At 42.2% G+C, this 14,090-nt stretch carries 15 protein-coding genes; 10 read left to right on the top strand and 5 right to left on the bottom strand.

Annotated features, from left to right (window positions below):
• Positions 1 to 399: 399 nt before the first annotated feature.
• Positions 400 to 981, bottom strand: coding sequence for a type I restriction enzyme endonuclease domain-containing protein (locus G563_RS0111135; protein ID WP_037326531.1), 582 nt, complete (start codon positions 979 to 981; stop codon positions 400 to 402).
• A gap of 1 nt (position 982) precedes the next feature.
• Entirely contained in the window at positions 983 to 1,468 is a 486-nt protein-coding gene (locus G563_RS0111130; RefSeq protein WP_028665386.1) for a phage integrase SAM-like domain-containing protein, read from the bottom strand.
• A gap of 328 nt (positions 1,469 to 1,796) precedes the next feature.
• Between G563_RS0111130 and G563_RS39060 the strand changes: the two genes are divergently transcribed.
• Together G563_RS39060 and G563_RS0111120 are read left to right on the top strand one after the other, a co-directional pair.
• Positions 1,797 to 2,582 carry a LuxR C-terminal-related transcriptional regulator gene (locus G563_RS39060; RefSeq protein ID WP_051210909.1) on the top strand — a complete coding sequence of 262 codons (786 nt, stop codon included), beginning with the start codon at positions 1,797 to 1,799 and terminating at the stop codon, positions 2,580 to 2,582.
• Between the two features lie 114 nt (positions 2,583 to 2,696).
• On the top strand, positions 2,697 to 5,000 hold the full coding sequence (locus tag G563_RS0111120; protein WP_229598487.1) for a TonB-dependent receptor: 2,304 nt from the start codon (positions 2,697 to 2,699) through the stop codon (positions 4,998 to 5,000).
• Between the two features lie 296 nt (positions 5,001 to 5,296).
• Here G563_RS0111120 and G563_RS36910 read toward each other — a convergent pair whose 3' ends face one another.
• Positions 5,297 to 6,967 carry a restriction endonuclease subunit S gene (locus tag G563_RS36910; RefSeq protein ID WP_051210908.1) on the bottom strand — a complete coding sequence of 557 codons (1,671 nt, stop codon included), beginning with the start codon at positions 6,965 to 6,967 and terminating at the stop codon, positions 5,297 to 5,299.
• A gap of 85 nt (positions 6,968 to 7,052) precedes the next feature.
• Between G563_RS36910 and G563_RS38000 the strand changes: the two genes are divergently transcribed.
• Both G563_RS38000 and G563_RS0111105 read left to right on the top strand, forming a co-directional pair.
• Complete coding sequence (locus G563_RS38000) at positions 7,053 to 7,205, top strand: hypothetical protein (RefSeq protein ID WP_157585234.1); 153 nt, start codon at positions 7,053 to 7,055, stop codon at positions 7,203 to 7,205.
• Positions 7,202 to 7,609 (top strand): type II toxin-antitoxin system VapC family toxin, encoded by a 408-nt coding sequence (locus tag G563_RS0111105; protein WP_028665383.1) that lies wholly within the window; start codon positions 7,202 to 7,204, stop codon positions 7,607 to 7,609. Before G563_RS38000 ends, G563_RS0111105 begins: the two co-directional genes overlap by 4 nt.
• Before the next feature lie 8 nt (positions 7,610 to 7,617).
• Here the strand turns inward: G563_RS0111105 and G563_RS0111100 are convergent, their stop codons facing one another.
• Both G563_RS0111100 and hsdR read right to left on the bottom strand, forming a co-directional pair.
• The gene (locus G563_RS0111100) at positions 7,618 to 9,114 is read right to left on the bottom strand and encodes a class I SAM-dependent DNA methyltransferase (protein WP_028665382.1); all 1,497 of its coding nucleotides are present in this window, start codon (positions 9,112 to 9,114) and stop codon (positions 7,618 to 7,620) included.
• A 6-nt stretch (positions 9,115 to 9,120) separates the two neighbouring features.
• Entirely contained in the window at positions 9,121 to 11,514 is a 2,394-nt protein-coding gene (hsdR, locus tag G563_RS0111095) for an EcoAI/FtnUII family type I restriction enzme subunit R (protein ID WP_028665381.1), read from the bottom strand.
• Between the two features lie 324 nt (positions 11,515 to 11,838).
• On the opposite strand from hsdR, the gene G563_RS0111090 reads away from it, so the two are divergent.
• From G563_RS0111090 to G563_RS0111065, 6 genes are all read left to right on the top strand, one after another.
• Positions 11,839 to 12,387 carry an RNA polymerase sigma factor gene (locus G563_RS0111090; RefSeq protein ID WP_028665380.1) on the top strand — a complete coding sequence of 183 codons (549 nt, stop codon included), beginning with the start codon at positions 11,839 to 11,841 and terminating at the stop codon, positions 12,385 to 12,387.
• 12 nt (positions 12,388 to 12,399) lie between these two features.
• Complete coding sequence (locus tag G563_RS0111085; protein WP_028665379.1) at positions 12,400 to 12,726, top strand: HMG-box domain-containing protein; 327 nt, start codon at positions 12,400 to 12,402, stop codon at positions 12,724 to 12,726.
• 133 nt (positions 12,727 to 12,859) lie between these two features.
• Positions 12,860 to 13,117, top strand: coding sequence for a hypothetical protein (locus G563_RS34395; protein WP_037326528.1), 258 nt, complete (start codon positions 12,860 to 12,862; stop codon positions 13,115 to 13,117).
• A gap of 35 nt (positions 13,118 to 13,152) precedes the next feature.
• Complete coding sequence (locus G563_RS0111075) at positions 13,153 to 13,344, top strand: hypothetical protein (RefSeq protein WP_028665378.1); 192 nt, start codon at positions 13,153 to 13,155, stop codon at positions 13,342 to 13,344.
• Positions 13,345 to 13,361: 17 nt separating this feature from the next.
• A complete protein-coding gene (locus tag G563_RS0111070) occupies positions 13,362 to 13,763 on the top strand; it encodes an Hsp20/alpha crystallin family protein (protein WP_028665377.1) in 402 nt (133 codons plus the stop codon).
• A gap of 69 nt (positions 13,764 to 13,832) precedes the next feature.
• A partial coding sequence (locus G563_RS0111065) for an IS1182 family transposase (protein WP_037326525.1) occupies positions 13,833 to 14,090 on the top strand: 258 nt, incomplete at its 3' end.

Genomic DNA, 14,090 nt, shown 5'->3' with positions numbered 1-14,090 from the left:
ACCCCTGTTATATTGATACTATAACTTACCTGGCAGCCGCTTATGGTCGGCCGTGTCGCTATAGATTGACTCATAACTAACGTATCACCCCGATAATACGGAAATTTTTCAACACAGCTTATGAGGCTAATTGCTAAAAGAAAAAAAAGAAATAGAATCTTATTAGAAGTCCAGGTCATAAAGTTGAGGAGGAACGAACGGAATAGAAATTTTTCATAGGTGATTCCACAGCAAGATACGTAATAACATTTGGATACTCTTAATCGGACATACAAAAATGAATGAAATAGTTATCCAACCGTAGTTAAGGCATATGATATATTGCTTTTTGTTCCGTATACACAGTGCATCCTGAATTATGTTGAAACGCTTTTACTTTTCATAAGTATTCCTGTTTTTTTAAGCCACAAATCCCAGTCCCATCTGCGCCAGTCCATAGAAGTGCTGAAAGGTGACATCCACTTTTTGAGAAAAGACCAAACGGTTATAGCCGGGTTCGGGCAGGTGTTGTCCGAGGATTTGCTGAATTTCCCATCTCACCTTTTCCTGCGTGGTTTTTTCTTTGTGCCATTCCTGAATCAGGATTTTGTTTTTGGCGTCAAACAGTTTTTCAAGTAAGGTCTGGGCGGCAAGCTTGACGCTTTTTTCTTCTTCTTTGGTGAGCTTTTCTTTCTTTAACAAATCAAACAACTCCTGCTCCGCTTCCGTCATTTCGTTTTTGGCAGCACGCTGTTGTTCTTCATTCAAGGCTTCCGCCTGTCGGATGAGAGCTTCGTAGGCTTCTTCAATGGAAAGACTGCCCGAGTTATAATCGTCAATGACCTGTTGGAAGTTGGCCAGAAACGACCCTCTTGTTTTATTTTGAGCCAGCATCTGTTTAAGCTTGATCTCCAACCGTTCCCACAGGTCGGCAAATTGAATGTTCTTCTGTTTCTTTTCGGGGAATTCAAGGCATAATTGCTCAAAATTCAGCCGACTCAAATCAATCTGTTTGGACTGGACTCGTCGATGGTGTCACGTCCGAAAACTCCATGTCTCTCCCGTTACGAAAGTCCATGATACTTTTTTTAGTGGAATGATAGATATTGGCCGAACCGATTTTGTCATTGGCTTTAAGTTGTCCTACATAACTATCAAAGTATTCAAAAACAGTCAGCTTGCTTTTGCGTTTATCGGCCAGCAGGTTGTTTTTGAGTTCTTCCGTAGAAAAGTCTTGGTCGCCGTTATGTAAGTTGAGAATCTCCCGATTTGCTTCCAGTTTTGCCTTTTCGATGGCAATCGTAATTTCTTTATAGAGGGGGTGGCGTTTTTTGGGGAGGTTGTTAGCCTCATCCCATAATTCTTTTTTACATGAAAAGCCTAACGACACATAGCGGGATTTTCTATCTTTGGTGACGCGAAGGTAAAGGGGGTATTGGCCTAATTGGAGCGGGCGACGCATGTCAATGTATACTTTTTTAGTTGCCATTTGTGTTATTTTCTAGATACCCTGATGACTACAATATCCTCTTTGAAACCCAACTGAAGTACAAGAAGAAACTTTATATTCAGAATGGTTAAAGATAAAAAGTACAGAATAGTATTTATTGAGTAAAATATTAAGCCACCAACATTGTATCTGTGGTAAGGCGAGGGACAAAGAAACTAAATTAAACTCATGTACTCTTTTTGACTTTTATACGTGTGGAAACATACTTCAAAACCCCACCCGAATACAAAGCTTCAAACCCTCATCGGTCAGCCTAAAAAGAGACCGAAAATACAACCATTTTACATAAAATTGTAGCCAACAAAGCATGACAAATAACGAAAGTATTGACCAAAGAAATGCCATATATGAAATAGTAATGAAATATATGAGCAGCTTGCAATTTGAACCTCAAAATATAGACTACCAAAAACTCGAAAAACATAAGCCTGTGGTGGAAACGTTGGCGGCATTGACCAATTCTTCCATTCAGATATTTGATTTGAATGAAGTCAAAATTGCTTTCTTTTCTAAGAATTATGCGCATTTGTTAGGCTACAGTAGAGAAGAGTTTGAGGAACTCAATTACGCATTTTTTGAAGCAAAAATACATCCTGATGATAAATATAACTTGGCAATGCTTGGACTATCGACGCTAAAGTTATTCAAAGAATTGTCGAGTGATGAAAAGCTAAATCACAAAGCGGTATATGAATTCAGAATGCTTAACTCTAGTGGGAAGTATGTTCGGGTGATTGATCAATATCAATTGCTAGAATTAGATGCAATGGGTCAGATGTGGCTTATGATGAGCACGATCGATTTGTCACCGAATCAAGATGAGGAATCTTCCGTGAAATGCCAAATCCACAATTTTCGGACAGGTAAAATAATATCCTCAGGCGTAGAAACTAAACCAAGTTTGGAGTTGACCAAGCGTGAAATGGAGATTCTAAGGCTTGTCAAACAGGGCTTGTTGAGCAAAGAAATTTCGGATAAATTGTTTATCAGTGTACATACGGTCAATACCCACAGGCAACGACTTCTGGAAAAACTTGGCGCTAACAACACCATTGAAGCCATCATATTTGCTACCAAATTCGGACTCATATAGCCCAATAAATACTGAATAATCAGTATTGAATCCCGCTCGCTGGGCAGATAGTTTTGCATCATCAAAATTCTATTTAAAATGATGCAAAAGTTTTTCTGCTCCTTGCTCTTCACCTTGAGCATTCATCTTGTAAAGGCCCAATCAAACCAGGTTATACGTGGTATAGTTACGGATCAAACCACCTCACTACCTATACAGTTTGCTACTGTTTCTATCGTCAATAGTCAGCCATTAATCGGGGCCGTCACAGATAGTTTAGGGGCGTTTGTAGTAGCTCCTGTTCCTACCGGCAGATATGACATAGAAGTGTCGTGTATAGGCTATCACAAAAGGATAGTACGCGAAGTGCTTGTCGTTTCGGGTAAACAAACACAATTGGCTATTGGGCTGGAAGAAAGTAGGATACAGCTTGACGAAGTAACCATAACGCCTTCGGTAAATAAACAAAAATCATTGAATCCATTTGCCCTTGTGAGTGCGCGGATGCTAAGCGTAGAAGAAGCGTCGAGGTATGCAGGGGGATTTGATGACCCCGCAAGACTAGCCTCGGCTTTTGCGGGGGTAGCCTCCAACAATAGTAACAATGGTATCGTGGTGAGAGGTAATGCGCCCCGCTATTTACAATGGCGAATGGAAGGCACAGAGATACCAAGCCCCAATCACTTCAATGATTTGCGTTCGTTCGGAGGTGGTACCCTAACCGCCCTTAGCGCTCAGATGCTGGCCAATTCCGATTTTTTGACAGGAGCCTTTCCAGCCGAATATAGCAATGCGCTTTCAGGCGTGTTTGATATGAATTTGCGAAAAGGAAATACCGAAAAAACAGAAAGAACCATTCAATTGGGGCTTATAGGGCTGGAGTCGTCTCAGGAAGGCCCTTTCAAAAAAGGTGGAAAATCATCGTATGTGTACAACTACAGGTACTCGACGCTGGGTTTATTAGCTCCTGTATTACCCGACGGTGCGTCGTCTATTACGTATCAGGATTTGTCGTTCAAACTCCATTTTCCAACCAAAAAAGCAGGTGTGTTTTCCGTTTGGGGTTTGGGATTTATAGATAGCGCCAACAACAATCCTAAAAAAGAGAGCACAGACCGGAAATATTATGATGATAGTCAGGAAGACAAAATCAGAATGAGGACGGGCGCTTTGGGAGTAAACCATAAGATTTTTCTAAAAAACAATGCCTATATACAAACGGCGCTATCCGCCACAGTCAACGAGACCGATTGGCAAACGAAGGCTCTCAATCAGTCGGAGCAATTAGTGCCTTTTAGCAATATTTCGAATACCAATTGGGAGTATGCACTATCCACATTTTTAAACAAAAGATTTGGAAATAAGCATACAAACAGAACAGGGATAAGGGTAAGATTCTTGAATTATAATCTACTGCTGAACCGTGCAGCCAGTGTAGGGGAAAACCCTACAGAGATTGTAAACGCAAGCGGAAACAGCGTACTGTCTTCTGCATTCACTAACTCTTCTATATTTCTTACTGCTGGATTAAAACTGAATGTGGGTGCTACGGCCCAATATTTTTCGCTGAACAACAGGTACTCCATAGAACCACGAATGGCGCTTGCCCAAAACATAGGCGAAAAGCATACGGTGGGATTGGCTTATGGGCTACATAGCCGAATAGAGAGTTTGTATATGTATTATAACAACTCATTATCTACCGACGAGAAAGCGGTAAACAAAAACCTGGATTTTACTAAGGCTCACCACCTTGTGTTGAGTTATGATTGGAATATCACCGCTCTAATGCACCTAAAAATTGAGCCTTATTTCCAACAACTATTCAACGTGCCTGTCATGGCGGGTACTTCGTTTTCTGCTGTTAATTTTCAGTCAGATTGGTTTTTTGCCGAGAAACTCATCAATGAAGGGCAAGGCAGAAATTATGGTCTGGACATAACCTTGGAGAAGTATATCTCGAATGGGTTTTATTATATGGCTACTACCTCCATTTTTGAATCAAAATACAAAGGAGGTGATGACGTGTGGCGAGATACAAGGTTTAATAGAAACTACGTAGTAAATTTACTGGCCGGCAAAGAGTGGAAAGTCGGTAAAAATAAGCAGAACACATTTAACATCAATGGTCGGTTAACGTTTCAGGGTGGAGACAGATTTTCGCCCATTGATGAAGAAGCTACAAAAGCCAAAAAGGCGATTGTATATGATGAAACCCGCGCCTATTCCCTTCATTCAGACCCCATTACGAATGTGCATTTGACGCTTGCCTACACAAAAAACAAAGCAAAAAGCTCAAGAGAAATCGCTTTGAAAATAGTAAATCTGACCCAACAGCCCGATTTCTTTGGCTACCAATACAATTTTAGAACAGGAGGGGTTGACAAAGATGTTGAGACGGTTCTCCTGCCTAATTTGAGCTACAAAATACAATTCTAAAAATCCGAACCTATAACAGCCTTTTTGCAAAAGCGGGGTTTTGGTGCTTCTACGAAAGTGAAGTGCTAAAAACCCCGTCTTCCTTTGGCATTTGTTCCCAATTTTCGGGTAGGGCGTGCCAATAAAACATCTTCACTCTCTCATCCTCAGTAACTTTCAAGATTTTTGAGGGCACTAAGCGAAGCTTGATTTCTTCTTTGGTGAGTTCTTTTGGTCTGCTAAAGCTTTTCGATAAACGTGTCGGTGATGTCAAAAATATCGGCATCGTTTTTACACACCTCCGAGAACTGCGGGCTTTACTTTTTCAGCGCCTCCCGCAGCACTTGCTGCAAAAGCTGCTCATTTTGGCGCTGCCCGTCTTTGATGCTCGCCTCCAACGCATCGCAGGTTTGCATCAATGACTCTAGCTTTTCTACAATGCGTTGCTGTTCGGAAAGGGGGGGAAGAGGCAACTTCATATTATTTGATTGCGTAATAGAGATATTATCTTGGCCTGCAACGCCTTTAGTCACAATTGAATTAATCTCTGACATTTCATTTAGATACCAGAAAACCCATTTATTTAAATTTTGATATTTGTAAGGTCTGATTAGTACTGCGGCTTGGTTAAAATTACATTCAGGTAATGAATCTGGAATGAGTGCAAGCTTCCCAAGAGGAGGCCCAACTATGTTCATAATTACATCCCCAATTTGAGTCCTAGAACGTTTCAATTGTCCATTATGAATCTCTTCCTTTATATATTGGGGCTTATAATCAAAATCAATCTTTTGCCCCCTTAAATTGTACATTTTCAGATATGGAATGCCATTTGTGACGAAAGCCTCTGGTTTCGGCGTACTTCCACTCGCTATATAAGCAATCTCTCCCAACCGACACCAAGTCCAATATTCAGGAATGTCAAACGGGATTTCTTCGGGTTTGATGGGGGGCAGGTCTTTTTCTTTTTTGAGTTTTTTGGCGGCGATGAGTTGGGCTTTTTCGGCTTTGATTTTGGCTAAAAGCTGCTGACCCGTTTCAACCTGCCCACTCTCCTGAGAGAGAGAGGGAGTGAGTTTGCCCTGCATGGCTTCGCGCAGAAAGGCTTGGCGGAGTTGTTTGACTAAATCAAGTTGGTGGGTGAGTTCGGTTGAGAGTTGATTGCCTGCCAATTGAGATTCGTGTAGCTCTATGACCTTTTTTTCAGTTTCTGAATCGAAATACTCTTTACCCTCAATAAGGCTTTGATTGGAGAAATCTTGAAGGAATTGAGCAATTTTATTCTGTTCAGAAAGTGGAGCTAATGGAAAAAGAGACATTTGGCCTTCTTTAGTGCCAAGACGCGGCATTTTCATTCCTTTAGTTACGCTATTCACATATTCGAGAAAATCCTTTCTTTTAAGAGCAAGTAAATTAAAAAAAGGATTTGATTCCCCATAAAATTCTATTGGCAGGATTTCTGTTGTACAAACTCCGTCCTCATCTGCAATAATAACTTTATCCAAATATGGTCTTAATTTTGAATACAGAATTTGTCCACTTTTAAATATACTTTTAGAACTTAAAGAGTTTCGCTCGGCAAATCTTATTTTGTTAAGTAGCTTTGAAGTATCTTTTTCTATATCTTCCAAATCAAGTACCCAAGTCGTAGCTTCAATATATTTTGGTTCGGCTTTAGGACTACTTCCAAAGTTACAAATATCGCCAAGTCTAACCCAAATCCAATTTTTGGGTATTTCAAATGGAATTTCATTGGGTTTAATAGGTGGAAAGCCTTTTTCTACTTTAAGTTTTTTTTCTTTTATGAGTTGAGCTTTCTCTGCTTTAATTTTTTCCAGTAGTGCCGCTCCTGTGTCGTTAGTAATTGTAAAATCAGCTTTTTTACCCAATTCTGATAGAATGAATTGAAAATAAACACCTTGTGATTTATGAAACAAACCTTCCCAATCTAATCCGCTTGACTTAGCTTTTTTTCTTCCTCTACTCATAATTGCTGATATCAATGACTACTTAAAATGCTTTAAAACTAAAATTCATTTATCTTTGTTGAAAGGCTTTACCACCAAATAAAAGATGAAAACATCGATTTCAAAAACCAAACCAACCGCTGATAACGGTAAAGTATCTAAAAAATCAACTACTCTTCCCAAGATAAAATTGGGAGGGGGCAGACAATTGGCTGAAATTGATTACGATGCTGTCTTTGATAATCAGCCGCGCAAATGAAAAACTACTTACTTGACACTCAGGTATTTATCAAGGGATTTCAACAGCCTGAACTTTTACCAAAGAAGGTAATCAAACTTCTGGAAGACCCGCGTTCTATCAAATATGTCAGTTCGGTTTCTTTTTGGGAAATGGCCTATTTGTTGGATACCAAGCCTCATATATTCAAAATAAAAGTCCCCCTTTCTACCTTTATCAACGAAGCCGTCCAAAGCCTCCAAATCGTAGTCTTGAACCTTACTGCTGAACATTCCCAGCGCTTTTATGAAATTCAGCCTATCAAAGACCATAAAGACATCTATGATCGGATGTTGATAGCGCAAGCTGCCAGTACAGGTTTCACGATGGTTTCTACCGACAGGAACTTCCCTCTTTATCCCATTCGCTTATTTGACTTCGACTAATTAAGCCCCTAATTATTGACGACCGCTCCTTTCAACTGTCCCAACAAATCCTGACTTTTCGCAAACGAGGCTTGCAATAGCTGCATCAATTCGGCACTGCTGTACTCGTGGGTTTCTTCCTGTTTTACGGGGTTTTTGATGTCTAAGTCAAAGTTACGATCTATGATGGTTTGGATGTCTACTTTCCAGCACACGTCGCTTTCGGTGCGGTTGTTCCACCATGCTTTGATGGGGTCAAACTCTTTGGCTTGAATGGTCTTGGTTTTAGAATACGATTTTTGACCTTCGGGCAGGCGGTGTTCGTAGTACCAGATTTCCTGCGTAGCAAATCCCTCAGCACCCGCCTGCTCTGCCGAGCCACTAAAGGGCAGGGAATGAATGTCTTTTTTCTCAAAAAACAACAAGTTGGTCGCCACGGTAGCGTACGGCTGAAACACGCTGTTGGGCAAGCGAATGATGGTGTGGAGATTGCACTCGCGCAGGAGGCGTTCGCGTACGCGCTGTTTTACGCCCTCGCCCGTGAGGCTGCCGTCGGGCAAGACAATGCCCGCACGTCCGTTTGTTTTGAGCAAATGAATCATCAAAATCAGAAACAGGTCAGCGCTTTCTTTGGTACGGTAGTTTTGGGGGAAATTGCTTTCGTTGCCGTTGGCCACAATACCTCCAAACGGCGGGTTGGCCAAAATCACGTGAACGCGGTCTTTTTCGGTAAAATTGCTCAAAGGCTGGTCGAGTGCATCGCCAAAACGGATGTTGGGCACCTCAATGTCGTGCAAAATCAGGTTGGTCGTGGCCAACAAAAACGGCAGCGGTTTGTATTCCCACCCGCGCACGTTTTCGGCAATGCTTTGGCGCTCTTCTACGCTGTTGGCTTGGGCTTTGAGGTGCTCAATGGCACAAGTCAGGTAGCCTCCCGTTCCGCAGGCGGGGTCGAGTATCTTCTCGCCAATTTTGGGGTCAAGGATATCCGTAATGAATTGCGTAATGGCGCGGGGCGTATAAAACTCACCGCTTTTGCCCGCGCTTTGGAGTTCTTTGAGAATCCCCTCGTACAGCTCACCAAAGGCGTGTCGGTCTTTGGCGACGTTAAAATCAATTTCGTTGAGCTTGTTCAACACTTTTCGGATGTTGATACCGCTCTTCATGTAGTTGTTGTTGCCTTCAAACACCTCACGCACAATCAACGCGCGGCGGTTTCCTGTACTGATATTGATGTTGCGCAGGGCAGGGAAGAGTTTACGATCCACAAACTCCAGTAGCTCATCGCCCGTGATGCCCTCGTCGTCGCCCGCCCAATTGCCTTTTTCTCTTACCCAATGATACTCCTTCGGAATCGGCGACGTGTAGGAGTCATCCAACAGCTCTAGTTCTAAATCTTTGTCAGAAAAAATTTTGAGAAAAAGCATCCAGCCCAGTTGCTCAATCCGTTGGGCATCGCCGTTGAGGCCCGTATCCTGCCACATTATGTCGCGGATGCTCTTAATCGTCCCAGAAATATTACTCATAAAAGGTTACGCTAATTTGTAGAGTTCGTTTTCCAATTCTTTGATTGCCTTAAGGTATTCAGCTTTATTGCCAAACTCCCGAATGATTTCTACGGGAGAACCAAAATCGGTCAGGGGTTTTACCTTCAAAATATCCATACTTTCGATGTTTTGAATGCCTTCATCGGCGTATTTGTCCAGCAGGGTTTCCAGTACTTTTTTGGCCTGTGGCCCATACTTGGTAAAATAATTCCGCTTCTTGACGTTGTTGGCCCGTTCTTTCCGACTAAGGGGCGGCTGGTCATAAGCCACATGGCAAATTAAATCAAATAAATCCACTTCTTGGTCTACTGCCTCGTACAATGCCTCTACCATAACACCTTGTTCGAGCAGTTCGTTGATGATAGCTTCCTTACGTTCAGCACTGTTCCAACGGTGAAGGAAATCATCCAATGAAGCAAATTTTCCTTGAATAATCGTACGTGTATGGTCTTTGAGGCTAGTGGTGATGGGTTTGCCGTCGCGGTCAAAGTACAATTCACGACTGACCAAGATAGATACATCTACACCGTTGACGTAGATTTTTTGGCGAGGCTCCCGTACTTCGCCTCCAGCCCCCGAAGCTGTGGGGTATCTTATGACAGGCTTTTGAATGATTATCTCCTCTCCTGAACTTTCATCCAAGAGCGGTGCCTCATTGGTTTCTTCTTCCTTGATAATCCCGCTCAAATCTCCCTCTTCACTGATGGGCTTGATTCGGATGGGTTCTCCGTCAAACTCTTTATCGGCAAACAAATCAGTGGCATTCCGAAAGTCAAGTATGGTAAAATAGAGCTTATTGAATGCTTCGTTGATGCGCGTTCCTCGGCCAATAATTTGCTTAAATTTGGTCATGGAGCCGATATTGGCATCCAGCACAATCACTTTACAGGTTTGGGCATCTACACCCGTCGTCATGAGCTCTGACGTAGTTGCAATGACGGGGTACCGTTGTTCGGGGTCAATAAAATTATCCAACTCACGCTTACCTTCTTCATTATCACCCGTGATTTGCATCACATACTTATAGTTTTGGGTCATCAAGTCGGCATTGTGACGGGCAACAGCCGACCGCATTCGTTCGGCATGATCAATATCTTCACAAAAAATGATGGTTTTGGCAAAGCGGTCATAGCCTTTCAAAAACTCGGTCAATTTTCGAGCTACGGTATCCGTACGCTCATCAATGGCCAAGTTTCGGTCATAATCCGTTCGATTATACATGCGGTCTTCCACCAAGTTTCCGGCTTTATCGGTTTTGCCCTGCTCGGGTCGCCACCCTTCGGCATCGACATTGAGCGTCACACGTATGACGCGATACGGTGCCAAAAAACCGTCGTCAATGCCTTGTTTGAGCGAATAAGTATAGACTGGTTCGCCGAAGTATTCGATATTACTAGTTTCTTTGCTCTCCTTGGGGGTAGCCGTAAGGCCGATATGCGTAGCGTTTTTAAAATAGGTCAGGATTTCGCGCCACGAACTATCCTCTTTGGCACTTCCACGGTGGCACTCGTCGATGACGATCAAGTCAAAAAAATCAGGCGAAAACTGTTTATAGACATTGGCAGCCTCGTCAGCCCCTGAAAGTCCCTGGTACAGTGCAAGATAGATTTCGTAACTTTTATCAATCTGACGGTGTTTCACAACCGTCATTTTATCTTTGAAATGTTTAAAGTCACCCCGGCGCGTTTGGTCAATCAAGGCATTTCGGTCGGCAAGAAAAAGAATACGTTTTTTGGTAGCACTTTTCCAAAGTCTATAAATAATCTGAAAAGCCGTGTACGTTTTGCCAGTACCAGTAGCCATCACGAGCAAAATACGTTTCTGCCCCAACGCGATAGCTTCCACCGTCCGATTGATGGCTATTTGTTGATAATACCTTGGCTTGCGCCCACTACCGTCGAAATAATAGTCTTGTGAGGCAATTTTTTCGGCATCTATGGTGTCGATGCCTTTGTATTTTTTGTACTTCTCCCAAAGTTGTTGAGGAGTCGGAAAACTATCCATATCCAGTTCCGTTTCGATTTGTTCATTCGTTGCGGTACGGTCATGAAATAGGAAGCCATCTCCATTGCTGCTAAAAACGCAAGGAATGTCCAGGATTTGCGCATAATTCAACGCTTGTTGCATCCCAGCTCGCACGGAGTGTTTGTTATCTTTGGCTTCAATAACCGCAATCGGGATATTTGACTTATAGTAAAGAATGTAGTCAGCGCGTTTTCTTTCGCCACGTGCCGTAAGTGTTCCACGGACATAAATCTTTCCGTCGGTAAAAAACACTTCTTCTAGAAATTGGGTCATTTTATCCCAACCTGCTTTTTCAATGGCGGGCGTAATATATTTAGTACAAATATCTCGTTCGGAGAGGTTTTTTTTATCCATTAGAATACACTAATCTTCGGGGTTTAATTAACATATAGTTTAGAAGCGGAAGGAATGTATAAAGAATTGCAATTTAGTCTTTTACCTATAGTTATAAATGAAATCATACTTTTATTTATCCGACGGTAATAGAATCATGAACTTTATTCCAAAATTTGACAAACACTTGATAATCTTTCGTCACGATGTAAGATTGTCAGGAAATTTTATCTACAGAAATAGCTTCAAGATGACGGACTCGCTTCCTCCATTATTTTTTTTATCTTTTTTTAAAGTAATTTCCGTAGCTATGCGTCTGTAGAAATAATCCATTTTATTTTGGCTTTGGCAGCATCAAAAAACAATATCGTACAAACCATCAAAAAATACAGCAAGCAGTTGTTTGGCTTCATTCGTCAACGCGTAAGTAGCGACGAAGATGCCGAAGACATCATGCAAGATGTATGGTATCAGTTGAGTAGTCAGCCGGAGATTGAAGCCATCGAACAAATGGGGAGTTGGCTCTACCGAGTGGCCCGTAATCGTATCGTCGATGGCTATCGCAAACAAAAACCCGAACGCCTCGAAGATTATGGATATGAAGATGATGAAGGCGAATTTTATTTCAAAGACCTTTTGCTAGCCGACGACGGCACGCCCGAAACCGACTACCTGCGCGAAATATTTTGGCAACAACTCTTCGAAGCTCTCGACGAACTTCCCGAAAACCAACGCCAAGTGTTTGTCTGGAATGAACTTGAAGACCAGACTTTTCAGCAGATTGCTGACCGCACTGGCGAAAACATCAAAACGTTGATTTCGCGCAAGCGCTACGCGGTGCAACACCTCCGCCAACGGCTGGAAAGTTTATATGTAGATTTGATTAACAGTTAAATGCAAAAAAATATGAATCGTTATCCCAACTACCGCCGTCGCTTTTGGATGTTTCCAGCATTTGCCATCATTGCTGTCCTCGCACTTGGAGGAGTAGTGCAATGGCTCTGGAATGCCATCCTGCCCGCATTGCTAGGCGTAAGTTTTATTTCGTTTTGGCAAGCGGTAGGGCTACTAGTGCTGTGCCGTATTTTATTTGGCAATTTTGGTAGAAGGTTTGGTTCACGAAACTCACAGCATTTCCAAAAGAGAAATCCTTGGCGCGAAAAATGGGCGAATATGAGCGATGAAGAACGTACCAAATTCAAAGAAGAATGGCGCAAACGCTGTGGTCGTTAGGCTTTTACAATTACGAAATGAGAAAAAACAAAATTTTTCAAAAAAGTTTAAAGTAATTTTCTCTTTCATCCGTCATCCTTTATGTACACCCATTTGTACTTTTTCAAAAAATCACTTAAAACAATTTACAGCTATGTTTACACAAATTTTGAGAGTAATTGGAGCAGGTCTCCTCGGCGGTTTTTTCCTTTTTATGTTACCATTTTTATTGTTGAAAGCCTTTTTGTTCTTCTTGTTTGCGGGCTTGATGTTTCGGTTGTTTTTAGGTCGCCGCCGCCGTCGTTGGGGGCGCTCTTACCAACCCTACTACGTTCCTTATGAAGATCTAACAGAGCAGTACCGCAAAGAAGGGTTGAGAGACGAATACCAACGTCCTACAATTAAAATTTAAGTCTACTACCACCCCTACATTTTAGAAATCATTTCATGAAAAGACGAACCAAATTGGTTTTGGGCGTGACAGTCGCGCTCATTACTGCGGCAGCTTTGCGCTTTACCGTAGGGCATCACGGGTGGCATCACCACAAAGGCCCACATGCTTGTCAGCATCACAAGTCCCCTCATCAAGAGCGAGGACAAGCCGATAAGCCACAAACCGAAAATCCATCTAATAAGTAACCAAACAACCTAACAATATGCATCATCATGGAAGATGTGGCCACGGACATCCCGGAATGGGATTTGGCCATTATGGCAGACGACACGCCGGAGGAAATTTCCGGGTCCCCGTCAACGTCTCAAAAACCGACAATAGCTACGAAATCTACGTTATCGCTCCCGACCGCGCCAAAGAAGATTTCAAAATCAATCTCAAAGGCAACGAGTTGACGATTTCGTATCAGGCTGTAAACGACGACGAAAACAAAAATTGGATTCGTAATGAGTTTAGGAAAGCGTCTTTTGAAAGAAGCTTTTGGATCGACGAGACCGTCGATACCGCCAATATCAAAGCCGAATATCAAAAAGGGATTTTGCAGGTGACTTTGCCCATCATCCCCGGTTCGGAACAGCCCACGCAGGAGATTTTTGTAGCTTAGTAAAAAAAGAGGCTGTCTCAAAAGGGACAGCCTCTTTTTTGTGGGCAGATTTTTTTGTAAATTAGGGCTATGAAACACTCAAGAAATCGGGTGGTATTTAAGCCCTATACGCCCAACCAAATAAGCCTTCTGCCACCGAGTTTAGACGAATTGATAGATAAAAATCATCCAGTTCGAGTAGTAAGTTCGGTCATAGACAAGCTGGAACTAAGCCAATTAGAGCAGAACTATAAAGGTGGGGGCACCTCAAGTTTCCATCCAAGAATGCTTTTAAAAGTGTTGATCTATGGTTATTTGAGCAATATTTACTCATCGAGGCAATTAGAA

Origin of the sequence: Runella zeae DSM 19591 (assembly GCF_000423565.1) — a bacterium.
In the GTDB taxonomy this organism is placed as follows: Bacteria; Bacteroidota; Bacteroidia; order Cytophagales; family Spirosomataceae; genus Runella; species Runella zeae.
Note: the sequence above shows the minus strand (reverse complement) of the source record. Positions and strands in the feature narration are given on the sequence as shown.